This is a genomic window from Kaistia algarum, assembly GCF_026343945.1.
GTDB classification, from domain to species: Bacteria; Pseudomonadota; Alphaproteobacteria; order Rhizobiales; family Kaistiaceae; genus Kaistia; species Kaistia algarum.
In genome coordinates this window covers 1,755,615-1,772,915 of the sequence record NZ_JAPKNJ010000001.1, presented here as the reverse complement: position 1 = coordinate 1,772,915, position 17,301 = coordinate 1,755,615, and the positions used below count along the sequence as shown (strand labels likewise).

Annotated in this window: 18 protein-coding genes; 8 read left to right on the top strand and 10 right to left on the bottom strand. The window is 65.1% G+C overall.

Going from position 1 to position 17,301, the window contains the following annotated elements; genetic code table 11:
- Positions 1-18 precede the first annotated feature (18 nt).
- Positions 19-792: an enoyl-CoA hydratase gene (locus OSH05_RS08640; protein WP_104221184.1), complete on the bottom strand. Its 774-nt coding sequence runs from the start codon at positions 790-792 to the stop codon at positions 19-21.
- A 61-nt stretch (positions 793-853) separates the two neighbouring features.
- The gene (mutM, locus tag OSH05_RS08635) at positions 854-1,717 is read right to left on the bottom strand and encodes a bifunctional DNA-formamidopyrimidine glycosylase/DNA-(apurinic or apyrimidinic site) lyase (protein WP_104221185.1); all 864 of its coding nucleotides are present in this window, start codon (positions 1,715-1,717) and stop codon (positions 854-856) included.
- 103 nt (positions 1,718-1,820) lie between these two features.
- Between mutM and ubiE the strand changes: the two genes are divergently transcribed.
- The 7 genes from ubiE (at position 1,821) to cysK (ending at position 8,871) form a co-directional block, all read left to right on the top strand.
- Positions 1,821-2,597, top strand: coding sequence for a bifunctional demethylmenaquinone methyltransferase/2-methoxy-6-polyprenyl-1,4-benzoquinol methylase UbiE (gene ubiE / locus OSH05_RS08630; protein ID WP_104221186.1), 777 nt, complete (start codon positions 1,821-1,823; stop codon positions 2,595-2,597).
- Between the two features lie 5 nt (positions 2,598-2,602).
- Entirely contained in the window at positions 2,603-4,177 is a 1,575-nt protein-coding gene (ubiB, locus tag OSH05_RS08625; protein WP_104221187.1) for a 2-polyprenylphenol 6-hydroxylase, read from the top strand.
- A gap of 381 nt (positions 4,178-4,558) precedes the next feature.
- On the top strand, positions 4,559-4,987 hold the full coding sequence (locus OSH05_RS08620; RefSeq protein ID WP_104221188.1) for a type II toxin-antitoxin system VapC family toxin: 429 nt from the start codon (positions 4,559-4,561) through the stop codon (positions 4,985-4,987).
- The gene (gene coaBC, locus OSH05_RS08615; protein WP_104221189.1) at positions 4,984-6,201 is read left to right on the top strand and encodes a bifunctional phosphopantothenoylcysteine decarboxylase/phosphopantothenate--cysteine ligase CoaBC; all 1,218 of its coding nucleotides are present in this window, start codon (positions 4,984-4,986) and stop codon (positions 6,199-6,201) included. The genes OSH05_RS08620 and coaBC overlap by 4 nt, the downstream gene beginning before the upstream one ends.
- Positions 6,202-6,299: 98 nt before the next feature.
- Positions 6,300-7,334, top strand: coding sequence for an Lnb N-terminal periplasmic domain-containing protein (locus OSH05_RS08610; protein WP_104221190.1), 1,035 nt, complete (start codon positions 6,300-6,302; stop codon positions 7,332-7,334).
- A 64-nt stretch (positions 7,335-7,398) separates the two neighbouring features.
- On the top strand, positions 7,399-7,869 hold the full coding sequence (gene dut, locus OSH05_RS08605; RefSeq protein ID WP_104221191.1) for a dUTP diphosphatase: 471 nt from the start codon (positions 7,399-7,401) through the stop codon (positions 7,867-7,869).
- Between the two features lie 27 nt (positions 7,870-7,896).
- Positions 7,897-8,871: a cysteine synthase A gene (gene cysK / locus OSH05_RS08600; protein ID WP_104221192.1), complete on the top strand. Its 975-nt coding sequence runs from the start codon at positions 7,897-7,899 to the stop codon at positions 8,869-8,871.
- Positions 8,872-8,878: 7 nt separating this feature from the next.
- On the opposite strand, the gene OSH05_RS08595 is transcribed toward cysK, so the two are convergent.
- From OSH05_RS08595 to OSH05_RS08585, 3 genes are read right to left on the bottom strand one after another with little or no spacing between them, the layout of a single operon-like run.
- Positions 8,879-9,868 (bottom strand): Hsp33 family molecular chaperone, encoded by a 990-nt coding sequence (locus tag OSH05_RS08595; protein ID WP_104221193.1) that lies wholly within the window; start codon positions 9,866-9,868, stop codon positions 8,879-8,881.
- Positions 9,868-10,791, bottom strand: a complete 924-nt coding sequence (gene argF, locus OSH05_RS08590; protein ID WP_104221194.1) for an ornithine carbamoyltransferase — start codon at positions 10,789-10,791, stop codon at positions 9,868-9,870. Before argF ends, OSH05_RS08595 begins: the two co-directional genes overlap by 1 nt.
- Positions 10,792-10,797: 6 nt before the next feature.
- Entirely contained in the window at positions 10,798-12,027 is a 1,230-nt protein-coding gene (locus OSH05_RS08585) for an aspartate aminotransferase family protein (protein ID WP_104221195.1), read from the bottom strand.
- A 409-nt stretch (positions 12,028-12,436) separates the two neighbouring features.
- Between OSH05_RS08585 and OSH05_RS08580 the strand changes: the two genes are divergently transcribed.
- Entirely contained in the window at positions 12,437-12,979 is a 543-nt protein-coding gene (locus tag OSH05_RS08580; protein ID WP_104221196.1) for a GcrA family cell cycle regulator, read from the top strand.
- 189 nt (positions 12,980-13,168) lie between these two features.
- On the opposite strand, the gene phoB is transcribed toward OSH05_RS08580, so the two are convergent.
- The 5 genes from phoB to pstC are packed head-to-tail and all read right to left on the bottom strand — an operon-like array spanning position 13,169 to position 17,255.
- The gene (gene phoB, locus OSH05_RS08575; RefSeq protein ID WP_104221197.1) at positions 13,169-13,870 is read right to left on the bottom strand and encodes a phosphate regulon transcriptional regulator PhoB; all 702 of its coding nucleotides are present in this window, start codon (positions 13,868-13,870) and stop codon (positions 13,169-13,171) included.
- Positions 13,871-13,903: 33 nt separating this feature from the next.
- Positions 13,904-14,620, bottom strand: a complete 717-nt coding sequence (gene phoU, locus OSH05_RS08570) for a phosphate signaling complex protein PhoU (RefSeq protein WP_104221198.1) — start codon at positions 14,618-14,620, stop codon at positions 13,904-13,906.
- Between the two features lie 22 nt (positions 14,621-14,642).
- Positions 14,643-15,437 (bottom strand): phosphate ABC transporter ATP-binding protein PstB, encoded by a 795-nt coding sequence (gene pstB / locus OSH05_RS08565; RefSeq protein ID WP_104221199.1) that lies wholly within the window; start codon positions 15,435-15,437, stop codon positions 14,643-14,645.
- Positions 15,434-16,315: a phosphate ABC transporter permease PstA gene (pstA, locus tag OSH05_RS08560; RefSeq protein ID WP_104221200.1), complete on the bottom strand. Its 882-nt coding sequence runs from the start codon at positions 16,313-16,315 to the stop codon at positions 15,434-15,436. The genes pstB and pstA overlap by 4 nt, the downstream gene beginning before the upstream one ends.
- 10 nt (positions 16,316-16,325) lie before the next feature.
- Complete coding sequence (pstC, locus tag OSH05_RS08555) at positions 16,326-17,255, bottom strand: phosphate ABC transporter permease subunit PstC (RefSeq protein ID WP_407660355.1); 930 nt, start codon at positions 17,253-17,255, stop codon at positions 16,326-16,328.
- Between the last annotated feature and the right edge of the window lie 46 nt (positions 17,256-17,301).

Sequence of the window (17,301 nt, the reverse complement as noted above, 5' to 3'; positions counted from 1 at the left end):
TCAATGCGCGATCGCGCATCATCGATTCTTGAAGGCCGGCGGCCGTTTCTCAAGGAAGGCTGCCATGCCCTCCCTGGCGTCCTCGGTGGCGAAAAGGGAGTGAAACAGCCGCCGCTCGGTGCGGATGCCGTCCGAGAGCGGCGTCTCGAACGCCCGGTTCACCGCCTCCTTCGCCATCTTCACTGAAGGCCCGGAGAGGGACGCGATCTTCCCGCCCGCCGCGATGGCCGCATCGATGAGGTCCGCGGCCGGCACGACGCGCGAGATCAGCCCGATCCGCTCGGCTTCGCCAGCGTCGATCAGGCGGCCGGTCAGCACCATGTCCATGGTCTTCGCCTTGCCGACGGATCGCGCCAGCCGCTGCGTGCCGCCGGCGCCGGGGATGAGCCCGAGCGTGATTTCCGGCTGGCCGAACTTTGCGTTGTCGGCGGCAATCACAATGTCGCACATCAGGACGAGCTCGCAGCCCCCGCCAAGAGCGAAGCCGGCCACGGCCGCGACCACCGGCTTGCGGACACGGGCAAGCCGCTCCCACGCGGCGACGAAGTCGTTCTCATAGACGTCGACATAGCCGAGCGGCTGCATCTCGCCGATGTCGGCCCCGGCAGCGAACGCCTTTTCCGAGCCGGTGAGCACGATGGCGGCGATGTCCGGGTCGGATTCGAAGGCATCAAGCGTCGCATTGAGTTCGGCGATGAGCTGCCGGCTCAGCGCGTTCAGGGCCTTTGGCCGGTTGAGCCGGATGAGGCCGACGGCTCCGTGAGTCTCGACGATGACGGTCTCATAGCTCATGCCTTGCTCCCGATGCTTTTCATGTTTCGAGCTGTGGCGGAGCGCCGCCCGCCCTCAGACTTCAGAGCTGACAGCGCCGGCAATGAAAGGTCGATCGTCCCGACTGGACAGTGCGCTCGACCACGCCGTCGCAGGTAAGGTTCGGACATGGGTCGCCCTCGCGATCATAGACGCGGAACGAATGCTGGAAATAGCCGAGTTCGCCATTGGTCTGGCGATGGTCGCGCAGCGACGAGCCGCCCGCGACAATCGCCTCGCCAAGAACCGTGCGTACCGCGTCGGCCAGTCGCTCGGCTTCGTCCGGGCGAAGGCTGCCGGCCTGCCGCTCCGGCGACAGGCCGGCCCGGTGCAGCGCCTCGCAGACATAGATATTGCCAAGCCCGGCGACGAGGCGCTGATCCAGCAGAGCGGCCTTGAGCGGCGCCTTCTTGCCCGCGACGAGCCGGTGGAGCGCTTCGCCGTGGAATTCGTTGCCGATCGGCTCGATCCCCAGCGCGGCGAGATGCCGGCTCGCCTCCGCCGTGTCCCTCCGCGCCAGATCCATGAAGCCGAAGCGGCGCGGATCGTTATAGACGACACGCTGCCCACCGGAGAGATGGAAGACGACATGGTCGTGGACGCCGGCCTTGCCGCGCGGATGGTAGAACTCGCCGATCGTCTCCGCATCGTCCCCCGCCTCGATCCGGAAGGAACCCGACATGCCGAGATGCATGATGAGCAGCGCGCCATCGTCAAGATCGGCCAGGAGATATTTGGCCCGCCGGCCGAGCGAGTTCACAGTTCGACCGCCGACCCGCTCGGCAAAGCGCTCGGGGAAGGGGAAGCGCAGGTCGGGCCGCCGCAATTCGAGGCGCTCGATCCGTGCACCTTCCATCGCCGGCAGGAGACCGAGGCGGACGGTTTCGACTTCGGGAAGTTCGGGCATAATGGCTGCGGCGTTCGTTCCGGCCTGTTGGCGTGGCGCGAGGATCGGGCTTCGGCTATCAAGGCGACAGGTTGGTATCGTGTAATATAAGGAGTGGCGCGCCATGACGACCGAAACTTCGGCGAACGGTTCGCGGGAGCACGCTTCGTTCGGCTTCCGCGACGTCGAGGTCGGAGCCAAGCAGGGCATGGTCGATGCCGTGTTCCACAAGGTCGCCTCGCGCTACGATCTGATGAACGATCTGATGTCGGCCGGCCTCCACCGCGTCTGGAAGGACGCGATGGTTTCCTGGCTGGCCCCGCCCTCGAATCGTGATTTCGAGGTTCTCGATGTCGCTGGTGGCACGGGCGACGTCTCCTTTCGCATAATCGATCGCTCCCGCGGCCGGGCGCATGCGATCGTCTGCGACATCAACGCTTCGATGCTGGAGGTCGGCCGCGAGCGCGCCGCCAAGCGCGGTCTCGCCGAGAAGGTCGAGTTCGTCGAAGGCAATGCCGAGGAGCTGCCCTTCGAGAGCGGCCGGTTCGATGCCTACACCATCGCCTTCGGCATCCGCAACGTGCCGCGCATCGAGCTGGCGCTGAAGGAGGCGTACCGCGTCCTAAAGCCCGGGGGACGCTTTCTCTGCCTCGAATTCGCCTCGGTCGACGTGCCGGGCCTCGACCGGATTTACGACCTCTATTCCTTCCACATGATCCCCGAAATGGGACGCCTCGTGGCGGGAGACGCCGAGAGCTATCGCTATCTCGTCGAATCGATCCGCCGCTTCCCGCATCAGGAGCGCTTCGCCGAGATGATCCGCCGCGCCGGCTTCGCAAGCGTCAGCTACCGCAACTTTACCGGCGGGATCGCGGCGATCCATTCGGGCTGGAAAATCTGATCGTCATGGCACGGAGCCCCGCCAGTCTCTTCCGCGTTGCGGCGGCCGGCTTCGTTCTGGCGCGCGAGGGCGCGTTCGGCATTGTTGAGACCGGCGATCTGCCGCCGCAGGCCGTCCTGCTTGTCCGGATCGCCCGCCTGTTCGAGCGCCGATCTGCCAGGATCGAGGACCGCGGCGCGCGCATCTCGGCCGCGCTGAACCGGCTCGGGCCTTCCTATGTGAAGCTCGGCCAGTTCATGGCGACGCGGCCAGATTTTGTCGGGCAGGACGTCGCGGATGCACTCGGCAAGCTTCGCGACGAGATCGAGCCCTTCGGCGAGCTGGCGGCCCGCCTCGTGATTCAGCGCGACCTCGGCAAGCCTGTCGAAGAGCTATTCCTGACATTTTCGCCGCCTATCGCCGCCGCTTCGATCGCCCAGGTTCACAAGGCAAGCCGCCAGCGCGCCGATGGCACGGTCGATTTCGTCGCGGTCAAGGTGCTGCGGCCGGGCGTTCGCGGCCGCTTCCAGCGCGATCTCTCCACCTTCTATGCCGGCGCAGGGCTGGTCGAGGCGGTCGACCCGGCAATGCATCGCCTTCGCCCGGTCGCCGTGGTCGATACGTTGGCCCGTTCCGTGTCGATGGAGATGGACCTCCGCCTCGAGGCCGCGGCGCTGTCGGAGATGGCGGAGCGCACGAAGGGTGATCCCGGCTTCCGCGTCCCGGCCGTCGACTGGGCGCGCACCTCGCGCGACGTGCTGACGCTCGAATGGATCGACGGCGTGAAGCTCTCCGATCCGGCGGCCATCGAAGCCGCCGGCCACGACCTGCGTGCGGTCGCGGTCCGCCTGATGCAGGCTTTCCTGCGCCATGCGATGCGCGACGGCTTCTTCCATGCTGACATGCACCAGGGCAATCTCTTCGTCGATCCGGCCGGCGACATCGTCGCGGTCGATTTAGGCATCATGGGCCGGCTCGGCAAGGCGGAGCGCCGCTTCCTGGCCGAGATCCTCTACGGCTTCATTCGCCGTGACTATCTGCGGATCGCCGAGGTGCATATCGAAGCCGGCTATGTGCCGCCGCGCCACGCACCAGAGGACTTCGCCCAGGCGCTGCGGGCGATCGGCGAGCCGATCCATGGCCAGCCCGCCAGCGACATCTCGATGGGCAAGCTGCTGACGCTGCTCCTGGAGATCACCGGCATCTTCGACATGCAGACACGGCCCGAACTGTTGATGCTGCAGAAGACTATGGTCGTCGTGGAAGGCGTGGCGCGCTCGCTCGATCCGGAATTCGACATGTGGAGCGCCTCCGAGCCGGTGGTCCGCGAGTGGATCGAGCGCAATCTCGGCCCCGCCGGCAAGCTGGAACAGGCCGCCTCAGGCCTTGGCGAACTCGGCCGCGCGGCAACGACGATCCCCGCGCTGCTCGAAAACGGTGCCCGCATTGCCGCCCAACTCGGCGAGGCAACGCGGGACGGTATCACGCTATCGCCGGAAACGGTCGAGGCGATCGGCCGGGCGGAGGGCAGGGGCAATCGCTGGCTGATGATCGGCATCTGGGCCGTGGCGGCGCTGCTCGCGGTGCTGGTGCTGCGCTGACGTTTGAACCTTGCTCAGCAAAGACGTACTATCTCTTGCTCCAAAGGGAGTCTTGCAGGCGCAGCAATCGGTTCGCCGCAATGCGGGATATTCACATGGGGAAGGGGATGTCGGCATGGCATATGGCGCGGCGCGAAAGCATGCTGACCCGTCTCTGGCGGTTTCACAGGAGACACCGTCCGCAAAATCGGGGGTTACCAAGAAGCGCGTTGCCGAGTGGAGCAGCCGTGTTCGCGCGGCCACGCCCGGCGATCGCCCGGCTAGTGGTCTCACCCAGGTCATTCGTTCGATTGTTGATCCGGTCGGAGGGGCAGACCTCGATCTGCCGCCACGGGCCTATCACCGCGAGATCCGGTTCGACAACTGGGGTGAACCGGATTCTTGATCATTCTCGATACAAACGTACTCTCGGAGCTGATGCGGCCTGAAGCCGACGCCTCGCCGGTAGTGCTGGATTGGTTTGCCTTTCTCGACCCCATGGACGCGTTCATCACAAGCATCACGATGGCCGAGATCCTTTCGGGTATCGAATTCATGCCACAGGGCCGGCGACGCAGCGAGAAGCAGGCCGCGGCTCTTGCAGTACTTGCCCTCTTCTCCGGTCGCGTGCTTCCTTTCGACGAGGCTGCGGCGAGCCACTACGCCATCATAATCGCTGGGCGACGGCGCATCGGCCGATCGACATCGGCGCCGGATACGCAGATCGCGGCGATTGCACGGGCGCGCGGCTTCGCAGTGGCCACGCGCGACGATAGCGGCTTTGACAACGCAGGTATCGAGATCATCAATCCCTGGGAGCCACCGGCATGACCCCCCTTGCCTCCCGCCGCATCCTGCTCGTGATCGCCGGCGGCATCGCCGCCTATAAGGCGCTCGACCTGATCCGCCGGCTCAAGGAACGCGGCGCGCTCGTCACCGTGATCATGACGAAGGGCGCGACGGAGTTCGTGACGCCGCTGGCGGCCGGCGCCTTGTCGGGCGGCAAGGTCTATACTGAGCTCTTCGATCGCGACGATGAGCAGGATGTCGGCCATATCCGTCTCGCGCGCGACGCCGATCTCGTCCTGGTCGCCCCCGCGACCGCCGATCTGATGGCGAAGATGACGGGTGGCCATGCCGATGACCTGGCAAGCGCCGTCCTGCTCGCCGGCAAGGGACCGATCCTGCTGGCGCCGGCGATGAATCCCGCCATGTGGGCCAACCCGGCAACGAAGCGCAATGTCGCGCAGCTTGCCGCCGACGGCGTCCACTTCGTCGGACCGGCGACCGGTGAGATGGCCGAGGCCGGCGAGGCGGGAACGGGCCGCATGTCGGAGCCGCTCGCCATTGTCGCCGCGGCCGAGGCGCTTTTTTCGCCGCAGTCAGGCGCTCTTTCCGGGCGCCATGTCGTCGTCACCGCCGGGCCGACGCAGGAACCGATCGATCCGGTGCGCTACATCGCCAACCGCTCCTCCGGCAGACAGGGTTACGCCATCGCCGCAGCAGCCGCGGCCGCCGGCGCTCGCGTAACCCTCATCAGCGGCCCTGTGAACCTCGCACCGCCGCCGGGTGTCACCGTCCATCCGGTCGAAACCGCGCGCGACATGCTGGCGGCGGTCGAGATCGCGCTGCCGGCCGATATCGCCATCTTCGCCGCCGCCGTCGCCGATTGGCGGCCGAAGCACGAGGTTGTCTCGAAGATCAAGAAGGATGGCAGCGGCAAGGCACCGCCGCTTGTCATGACCGAGAATCCCGACATTCTCGCCACGGTGGCCCATCGCAGCGCCGGCCGGCCGCGCCTCGTCGTCGGCTTTGCCGCCGAGACGGACGAGTTGCTCGCCAATGCAAAGGCGAAGCTTGATAGGAAGGGCTGCGACGTCATCGTCGCCAACGACGTCTCGCCGGGAACCGGCGTCATGGGCGGCGCCGACAATACGGTCTGCCTCGTGACTGCCGAGGGCGTGGAGCGATGGCCGGAGCTTCCCAAGGAGGAGGTCGGCCGCCGCCTGATCGACTGGATCGCAGCGCGCCTCGCGCGCGACTGAGCGGCGCGGCAACGAAGCTGCAAAATCGGTAGCGCCGCCATTTCGGCCGCATGCCCGCATGCTACAAGGCGCGCAGGGCGATGGCAGCGAGGGCGGAAATGAGCGGCGGACTTCTGTGGATCGGCCGTTTTCTGCTGCGCGCGCTCCTCTTTCTCGTCGTCGCTCTCTCGGCGGTCTGGATCGGCTTCTGTCTCTATTTCCAGCTGCCGCTGCCCGACATCGCCAAGTCGATCGCGGTTCTCGCCTGGGCGCTTTTCGCCGTCGCGATCCTCACCTTGGAGATCGCCAGGCCGAGCTGGCGCGTCCGCGGCCTTTATATCCTGGCGATCATCGTTTTCGCGGCCTGGTGGTCGACGATCCTGCCGACCAATGATCGCGACTGGCGTCCCGAAGTGGCGCATGGCGTCACCGGTACGGTGGATGGCGACATCGTAACACTGTCGAATGTCCGCGACTTCGACTGGCGTTCGGATACGGATTTCACCGAGCGCTGGGAGACGCGGCGTTACGACCTCTCCAAGCTCGCGACCGTGGATCTCGTGCTCGGCTATTGGATGGGCCCGCAGATCGCCCATACGATCATCAGCTTCGGCTTCACCGACGGCCAGCACCTATCGTTCTCGGCCGAGATCCGCCCCGACAAGACGCAGGAATTCTCGGCACTCGCCGGCTTCTTCCGTGTCTTCAACCTCGTGCTGATCGCGGCGGACGAGCGGGATGTCATCTATGTGCGGACCAATGTGCGCCGCGAGGATCTCTATCTCTATCCGATCGAAATGCCGCAGGCGGGAATGCGGGCGTTGTTCCTGTCCTATGTCGAAAGCGGCAACGCGCTGGCGGCGCGGCCGAAATTCTACAATACGCTGACGACCAACTGCACCACCGTGGTTTTCCGGCTGATCCGCGCCCTCGATCCCGGCCTGCCGCGCGACTATCGCATTCTGCTCTCGGGCTATCTCCCGGACTATGTTTTCGAGCATCAGGGTTATCGAACCGGCCTCTCGCGCGAAGAATTCCGCGCGCGGGCGGCGATCAGTGCGCTGGCGCTCGCGGCGGGCAACACGCCGGGTTTCTCGGCGGCGATCCGCCCGCCGACGGGGCTCGCCGGCGCATTGCCGGTTGATAAGCCGTGAAGCTGGGTTGATTTCGCCCGTCCGACGCGGACCATCGCTTCCGGATAAAACGGAGATTCATCGCGTGCGACTGGAACCGTCTGTCGAGTTGAAGATCCTGGATCCGCGACTCAGCGAATGGGGGTTGCCGAGCTACAAGAGCCTGGGCGCGGCGGCGATCGACCTCCACGCCTGCCTCGACCAAGCGCTGACGCTCGAGCCGGGCGCGCCGGCCGAACTGGTGCCGGCCGGCTTCTCGATCTTCATCCGCGACCCCTTCGTGGCCGCGACGATCCTGCCCCGTTCCGGCATCGGCCATCGTCAGGGCATCGTGCTCGGCAATTTGACCGGCCTGATCGATGCCGATTATCAGGGACCCATCCTCGTCAGTGTCTGGAACCGGGGAGGGGAGAGCGTGAGCATCTCGCCCGGTGATCGCATCGCGCAGATGATGTTCGTCCCCGTGATCCGGCCGCGCTTTACAGTCGTCGACGCTTTCTCAGACGCCACGGAGCGTGGCGCCGGTGGCTTCGGCTCGACCGGGCGCTCGGTCTAGACTAGCCTTCGAGGGCAGGAGACGAACATGACTGACCCAAGTGCAGCGAAGCGTCCGGGGCGTGGCCGGATCTACGAATCGATCACCGATACGATCGGCGACACACCGCTCGTCCGGCTGAAGCGGATCGAGGCGGAGGAAGGCGTCGGCGCCAAGCTCCTGGCCAAGCTCGAGTTCTTCAATCCGATCGGCTCCGTGAAAGACCGCATCGGCGTCGCGATGATCGACGCGCTGGAGGCTGAGGGCCACATCACGCCGGGCCGAACCGTGCTCGTCGAGCCGACGTCCGGCAATACAGGCATCGCGCTCGCCTTCGTGGCGGCGGCGCGCGGCTATCGCCTTATCCTGGTCATGCCGGAAACCATGTCGTTAGAACGGCGCAAGATGCTGAAGCTTCTGGGTGCGGAGCTCGATCTGACCGAGGGCGCCAAGGGAATGAAGGGGGCAATCGCCCGGGCTGAGGAACTGGTCGCCTCGATCGGCGATGCCGTCATGCCGCAGCAATTCCGCAACCTCGCTAACCCGGCCATCCACCGCGCCACCACGGCCGAGGAGATCTGGAACGATACGGGCGGGGAGATCGACGCCTTCATCGCCGGAGTCGGCACCGGCGGAACCATCACCGGCGTTGGTCAGGTGCTGAAGCCGCGCCGGCCTTCGCTGCGGGTTATTGCGGTCGAGCCTACCGAGAGCCCCGTCCTGTCCGGTGGGGCGCCGGGGCCGCACAAGATCCAGGGCATCGGCGCGGGATTTGTCCCGGCCGTGCTCGACACGTCGATCTATGACGAGGTGGTGCAGGTTCCAAGTTCCGATGCCATTGTTTTTGCGCGGCTGACCGCGCGGCTTGAGGGCATTCCCGTCGGCATTTCCTCCGGCGCCGCTGTGGCGGCCGCCGTCGCCGTCGGCCGCCGGCCGGAAATGGAGGGGAAGACGATCGTCCTGATCATCCCTTCCTTCGCAGAGCGCTATCTCTCGACGGCGCTGTTCGAAGGGCTGGACTAGCCGCGGATCAGGACAGGAATTCCGCCGGATCGAAGCTGTAGACGAGGCCGCAGAACTCGCAGGTGACCGTGATGCGGCCATCCTCGATCGACTGGGTGATTTCCTCGGCGGTGAAGCTCCGCATCACCCCTTCGATCCGTTCCTGCGAGCAGGAGCAGCGGTCGTGCACGGTGGTCGGCTCGAAGACGCGCACGCCGCGCTCGTGGAACAGGCGGTAGAGCAGCAGTTCGGGCGTGACGTCGGGATCGATCAGCTCATGATCCTCGATCGTGCCGACAAGCGACTTCGCCTCAAGCCAGGCATCATCCTCGTCGCTCTCGATCTCCATGTCGTCCGGCAGGTCGCCGCCCGGCAGGTCCCGCTGGCGGGACTTGTCTTCCGACTGCGGCAGGAACTGCACCATCAGGCCGCCAGCTCGCCAGCTATGGGCGACGCCGCCTTCCTCGCGCGTCATCATCTCGGCGACGGCAAGGCGCACCGCGGTCGGGATCTGTTCCGACTGTTCGAAATAGAGATGCGCCACCTCTTCGAGGCTCGATCCGTCGAGCGGAACGATGCCTTGGTAACGGCTCGTATGCGGCCCCTGGTCGATCGTCATGGCGAGCGTGCCGTCGGCCAGCAGCATCGACGGCTCCAGTGTCCCGGCAGCCTCCATTTCGGCCACCGCATCTGCATCGAAGCGGGCATAGGCCCGGATATGGCCGGGCGTGCGGAAATCGACGACGAGCATGTCGACCGGCCCGTCCGTCTGCGTCTGCAGGATGAACTGGCCTTCGAATTTGAGCGAGGAACCGAGCAGGACGGTGAGGACGATCGCCTCGCCGAGCAGCTTCGAGACCGGCAGCGGATAATTGTGGCGATCGAGCAGCGTCGAGAGCGCGGGGCCCATTTGGATGACGCGGCCCCGAACGTCGAGGCCGACAACCTCGAAGGGCAGCACGGCATCGTCGCCGGCCGAACCGAGTGGTTGCGGCTCGCTAGCCTTCGATCCTTCCATCAGAGCGCCTCCGGACCGGCGAGGCACCAGGCGAGAATGCCCTTCTGCGCGTGAAGGCGGTTTTCCGCCTCGTCGAACACGACGGATTGCGGCCCGTCCATGATCTCGGCCGTCACCTCCTCGCCGCGGTGAGCGGGGAGGCAGTGCATGAAAATGGCGTCCGGGCTGGCTCGGGACATCAGCCGGGCATTGACCTGGTAAGGCTTCAGGAGATTGTGACGCCGTTCGGCCTCGTTGTCGCCCATCGACACCCAGGTGTCCGTGATGATGCAATCGGCGCCATCGGCTGCTTCCTGCGCATCTTCGCCGGCGATCACCTCGCCGCCATTCATCCGCGCCCAGTCCAGCAGCTTGTGCGTCGGCGCGAGTTCGGATGGTGTCGCGATCTTCATGCGGAAGTCGAACCGCGCCGTCGCATGAATCCAAGAGGCCATGACATTGTTGCTGTCGCCGACCCAGGCGATCGTCTTGCCGGCGATCGGGCCGCGATGCTCCTCGAAGGTCATGATGTCGGCCATGACCTGGCAGGGATGCGAACGGCGCGTCAGTCCGTTGATCACGGGAATGCTCGCGTGGCGGGCCAGCTCCGCGAGTTGTTCCTGGTCGAGGATGCGGATCATGATGCCGTCGACATAGCGCGACATGACGCGCGCCGTGTCGGCAATCGTCTCGCCGCGGCCCAGCTGCATCTCGGCGCCGGTCAGCATCAGCGTCTGGCCGCCGAGTTCGCGCATGCCGACATCGAAGGAAACGCGCGTGCGCGTCGAGGGCTGCTCGAAGATCAGCGCCAGCACCTTGCCGGCGAGCGGGCCGACACCATCGCGGGCGCCATTGCGCACCGACTTCAGCCGCCGCGCGCCATCGAGGATCTGCCGCAATGTCGCGGAATCGAAATCGGACAGGTCGAGAAAATGCCGTGCCATGAAGGTTTACGCCTGGATCTGCTGCCGCTCAGCGGCGGGAGCGAGTGCGTGGCACGCTGCCTCGATCTTCTCGATCGCCGCGTCGACCTCGGTTCTGCCGATGGTGAGCGGCGGCAGCAGGCGCACGACATTCTCGCCAGCGCCGGCGACGAGAAGATGCTGGGCGCGCAGCGCCGCCACCACCTCAGGAACTGGCTGAACCGCATGGAGGCCGACGAGCAACCCCTCGCCGCGCACACCGTCCAGCACATCGCCATGCTGGTCGACGAGCGCCGCCAGCCGCTGCTTCAGATAGAGGCCGGTCTCGCGCACATGATCCAGGAAGCCGTCAGCGAGGACGACGTCGAGGACGGCATTTCCAACCGCCATGGCGAGCGGATTGCCGCCGAAGGTCGTGCCATGCGTGCCCGGTGTCATGCCCTTGGCGGCCTCTTCGGTCGCAAGGCAGGCGCCGAGCGGGAAGCCGCCGCCAATGCCCTTGGCGAGCGTCAAAATGTCGGGCGTTACCCCTGTCCATTCATAGGCGAAGAATTTGCCGGTGCGTCCGACGCCCGTCTGGACCTCGTCCATCACGAGCAGCAGGCCATTCGCGTCGCAGAGCGCCCGGAGCTCCTTGAAGAACCCGGCCGGGAAGCTGCGCACGCCGCCTTCGCCCTGGATCGGCTCGACCATGATGGCAGCCGTCTCAGGCGTCACCGCGGCCTTCACGGCATCGATATCGCCGAAGGGCACCTGGACGAAGCCGTCGGCCTTGGGACCGAAGCCTTCCAGGTATTTTTCCTGGCCGCCGGCCGCGAGCGTCGCGAGCGTCCGCCCGTGGAAGGCACCCTCGATCGTGATGATATGGAAGCGCTCGGGATGGCCGTTCACGAAATGATAGCGACGCGCGGTCTTGATCGCGCATTCATTCGCTTCCGCGCCGGAATTGGCAAAGAAGACGCGGTCGGCGAAGCTCGCAGCCGTGAGCCGCTCAGCAAGCCGCTCCTGCCCCGGAATGCGGAAGAGGTTCGATGTGTGCCAGATCTTGCCGGCCTGCTCGGTCAGCGCTGCGACCAGCACCGGATTGGCGTGGCCGAGCGAATTGACGGCGATGCCGGCCGAGAAGTCGAGATAGGCCTCGCCCGCGGGCGTATAGACCCACGCGCCCTCGCCTCGCTCGAACTCGAGCGGGGCACGCGCGAACGTGTTGTAGAGGCTCGAATGCGGCTTGGGCGGAACGGTAGCGGGGGCGGTCATATCCCCTCCTGGGGTCTAGTTAGGCTCTGCAAAGGCACCAAAAATCAAAGGTGCCACCCGAGGCCGTCGCGCCGGGCAGCACCTTTTTGCGTTGCCCTTATATCACGGTGGTGACGATTTCTGTCAAGGAAAGCCGTGCATGACGAGGTTCCGAGGCGGCTAACCGATTGACGCGACTCAAACTTCGCGCCTTGGCATCCAATCTGGGGAAAAAGCCGAGATCGCCGTCTCTGATTCGGCCGGACTCTTGTCAGCGAGTCACGCCATATAGTAGCTTAATGTTCGTTAAGATACGAAATATCGAGCGAGCTGTTTTCCCCGAACCTTGTATTTGCGCAGTCGTCGTCCGGCGTAGCGGGCGGCGAGCATTAGGGATTCCGACGGCCGCTCCGACCGACAAGGATGAGCCATGACTTGGACGGACGAACGGGTTGAGTTGCTCAAGAAGCTTTGGGCCGACGGTCTCAGCGCCAGCCAGATCGCGACGGAACTCGGCGGCGTGACGCGAAACGCGGTCATCGGCAAGGTGCATCGCCTCAGCCTTTCGGGCAGGGCGAAGCCGGCCACGACGCCGATCGCCAGACCCCGCAAACAGCCGGCAGTCTCGACCGGCCGTACCAACGTATCCGGCCGGCCGCAGCCGCCGATGACACGGCCGCTCGTCGCCGGCAATACGGCGCTGAAGCCCATCGGGCAACTGGCGCCGGAGCCGCGTCGCGCCCCTCGTCCGACCGACAGCAACGATGTCGTCGTTCCGATCAGCCTGCATGCGAGCATCCTGACGCTCACCGAGCAGACCTGCAAATGGCCGAATGGCGATCCGAGCTCCGAGGATTTCCATTTCTGCGGCCAGCGCTCGAATTCGGGAATTCCATACTGCGAGTATCATTCCCGCATCGCCTACCAGCCGGTTCACGAACGCCGGCGCGAGCGCAAGATGGTCAGCGCCTGAGTGCGCTTCCCTCTCTCGTCCGCGAGAGAGGGTCCCCATAACCGCGATCCGACCTCTCCGCAGGAGAGGTCTGGACGAGGCCGATGCTCCCAATGGAGCTTGTCCTTCAGGAACGCGTGCCCGCCTGCCTTCCCCTTTCGGCGTATTACGCGGGGGAAGGCCTTCTTTTAAGCGGCGGCGACTATTCTGTCAGTTGACCCCGACGAACTGGTCGTCGAAGGCGTAGCCTGAGCCGCGGACGGTCCGGATCGGGTCCTTGACGCGGCCGCGATTGACCGCCTTGCGCAGGCGGCCGATATGGACGTCGACGGTGCGCTCGTCGACATAGACGTCCCGTCCCCAGACCCCGTCCAGCAATTGCTCGCGCGAGAAGACGCGGCCTGGGCTCTTCATCAGGAATTCGAGCAGGCGGAACTCGGTCGGCCCCAGCCGCAATTCACGGCCGGAACGGCGGACGCGGTGCGTCTCCCGGTCGAGTTCGATGTCGCCGGCCCGCAGCAGCGAGGCGATCACCTCCGGCCGCGATCGGCGCAGGATAGCGCGGACGCGCGCCATCAGCTCCGGCACGGAGAACGGCTTCACGACATAGTCGTCTGCCCCCGTGGACAGGCCGCGTATGCGCTCCTGCTCCTCACCACGCGCGGTCAGCATGATGATCGGCAGCGTGCGCGTGACGTCGCGCGCGCGCAGCCGGCGGCAGAGCTCGATGCCCGAGATTCCAGGCAGCATCCAGTCGAGCAGCAGCAGATCGGGAACGGTCTCCCGCAGCCGCGTCTCGGCATCGTCGCCGCGAGGCACCACGTCGACCGTGTAGCCTTCCGCTTCGAGATTGTATCGTAGGAGGAGGCTCAGCGCCTCCTCGTCCTCAACCACCATAACCCGTGGTGTCATTCAGCTAACCCCGACCAGACCGGAGCGAGCCGATCAAATGTTCTCATAGGTGACGTTCGTCAGGCTCGACTCGTCCTGCTTCGGACGATCCTGCGTGAGCGCTTCGCCGGTGACGACGTAGTGCACGGTCTCGGCGATGTTCGTCGTGTGATCGCCGATCCGCTCGATATTCTTGGCGCAGAACAGCAGATGCGTGCACAGCGAGATGTTGCGCGGATCCTCCATCATGTAGGTGAGGAGTTCGCGGAACAGCGACGTGTACATCGAGTCAATATCGGCATCGCGCTTCCAGACCTCGAAGGCCTGGTTGACGTCGCGCGTCGCATAGGCGTCGAGCACGTCCTTGAGCTGGGCGAGGGACAGCTCCGCCATATGCTCCACACCCGTCATGAAACGCTTCGACTGGAACTGCCCGTCGAGCGCGAGGACGCGCTTGGCAATGTTCTTGGCCAGATCGCCGATGCGCTCGAGGTCGTTGGAGATGCGCATCGCGCCGATGACCTCACGCAGGTCGACAGCAATGGGCTGGCGTCGGGCGATGATGCGGATCGCCTCTTCCTCGCATTCGCGCTGGATCTCGTCGAGGCGCCGATCCTCGGCGATGACCATGTTCGCGGTGGCCGTGTCGATCCGCGTCAGCGCGGACACGGAGAGATCCACCAGCCGTTCGGCCATGCCGCCCATTTCCGCGATGCGGCGCTGGACGTTCTTCAGCTCGTCGTCGTATCGGGTAACAATATGTTCCGACATGTCGTCCTCCTGCCGTCCGGGCTCAGCCGAAGCGTCCGGTGATGTAGTCCTGCGTGCGCTTGTCGCTCGGAGCCGTGAAGATCTTCGACGTCTCGTCGAATTCGATCAGCTCGCCGAGATACATGAAGGCGGTATAGTCCGAGACGCGGGCCGCCTGCTGCATGTTGTGGGTAACGATCGCGATGGTGTAGTCGGCGGTCAGCTCGTCGATGAGCTCCTCGATCTTGGCGGTCGAGATCGGGTCGAGCGCCGAGCAGGGCTCGTCGAACAGAACGACTTCCGGCCGTACTGCGATCGAGCGGGCGATGCAGAGGCGTTGCTGCTGGCCGCCGGAGAGCGACAGGCCGCTCGACGTCAGCTTGTCCTTGACCTCGTTCCAGAGCGCACCGCGCGTCAGCGCCGCCTCGACGCGGGCGTCCATCTCGGAGCGCGAGATATTCTCATAGAGGCGGATGCCGAAGGCGATGTTGTCATAGATCGACATCGGGAACGGCGTGGGCTTCTGGAACACCATGCCGACGCGCGCGCGCAGGAGATTGAGATCCTGGCCCGGCGCCAGGATGTTGCCGCCATCGAACAGAACCTCGCCTTCCGCATGCTGCCTCGGGTAGAGGTCGTACATGCGGTTCAGCACGCGCAGCAGCGTGGACTTGCCGCAGCCCGACGGCCCGATGAAGGCCGTGACCTTCTTCTCGTAGAGCGGCAGGTTGATCGACTTCAGCGCCAGGCTCTCGCCGTAGAAGAACTTCAGATTGCGGATCGTGATCTTCTCGGCCATGCCATGTCCGGCGACGCTCGCGGAGGCGATCTGGGTCATTTGGAGGTCCTCGGGCTAAGGAATGTGCGGGCAACGATGTTGAGCGCAAGCACTGTGAAGGTGATGAGCAGGGCGCCGGTCCAGGCGAGCTTCTGCCATTCCGGATAGGGGCTCAAAGCAAACTGGAAGATGGTGACCGGCAAGCTGGACATCGGCGCATTGGGGTTGGTGCTGAAGAACTGGTTGTTCAGCGCCGTGAACAGCAGTGGTGCCGTCTCGCCGCTGACGCGGGCTATGGCGAGCAGTACGCCGGTCACGATGCCCGACATGGCGGCGCGATAGGCAACCTGCCGGATCATGACCGCACGAGGCAGGCCCAGTGCGGCCGATGCTTCGCGAAGCGTGTTCGGAACCAGATTGAGCATGTCCTCGGTCGTGCGGACAACGACCGGAATAACCAGGATGGCCAGGGCAAGGGCGCCGGCGAAAGCCGAGAAATGGCCCATCGGCGCGACCACGACCTCATAGACGAACAGACCGATGACGATGGACGGCGCCGCCAGCAGGATGTCGTTGATGAAGCGAACGATGTTGGTCAATTGGTTGTGGCGGCCGTATTCGGCCATGTAGGTGCCGGCGAGGATGCCGATCGGCGTGCCGATCAAAACACCGGCGATCGTCATGATCAGGCTGCCGACGATGGCGTTGAGCAGACCGCCGGCCTCGCCCGGCGGCGGCGTCATCTCGGTGAAGATCGCCAGCGAAAGCCCCGAAAAGCCCTGCCAGACCAAGGCCGCCAGGATCAGCACCAGCCAGGCGAGGCCGAAGATCGTCGCAGCGAAAGACAGGCTGAGCAGGATGCCGTTGCCGCGGCGGCGCTTCTTGTAGAGCGCCTGGGCGGTTGGACTGGAGACGGCCGAGTTTCCCAAGGTTGCCATGGTTTTCGCCTCAGTTGCCGGCTTTGACGTTCATGCGGGCCAGCATGATGCGGGCTGCCGCCAGAACGATGAAGGTGATGATGAACAGGATCAGACCGAGGGCGATCAGCGACGAGGTGTAGAGCTCGCCGACGGCCTCGGTGAATTCATTGGCGATCGAGGCCGAGATGGTCGTTCCCGGAGCCAGGATCGAGGCCGAGATCTTGTGGGCGTTGCCGATAACGAAGGTGACCGCCATGGTCTCGCCGAGGGCGCGGCCGAGGCCGAGCATGATGCCGCCGATGACGCCGACGCGGGAGAAGGGCAGCACGACCTTGGTAACGACTTCAGCCGTCGTGCAGCCGAGGCCGTAGGTTGCTTCTTTCAGCACCGGCGGAACCGTGTCGAACACGTCGCGGGTGATCGAGGTGATGAAGGGAAGCACCATGATCGCCAGGATGATGCCGGCCGTCAGGACGCCGATGCCGTAGGGCGGCCCGGCGAACACGCTCGAAAGGCCGGGCACATTGCCGAACAGGCCGATCAGCGCCGGCTGGATGGTGGTTTGGAAGAAGGGGGCAAAGACGAAGAGGCCCCAGATGCCGTAGATGATCGACGGGATGCCGGCGAGCAGTTCGATCGCGACGCCGATCGGACGCTTCAGCCAGGGCGGGCAGAGTTCGGTAAGGAAGATCGCGATCCCGAGTCCCACCGGGACAGCGATCAGAAGCGCGATGATCGACGTGACCACGGTGCCATAGATCGGAGCCAGCGCGCCGAACTTCTCGGTGACCGGATTCCAGCTCTGCGTGGTTACAAAGCCGAGACCGAAAGTCTGAAAGGCGGGTATCGAGCCGTAGATCAGCGAAATGATCACGCCGCCGAGCAAGATCAAAACCGTCAGCGCGGCCGCGAACGTAACCCAGTTGAACACCAGGTCGCCAGCACGAAGCCGGCTCATCCGCTTGAGCTTGCTGCTATCTACGCCTGTGCTCCGCAACCCGGTC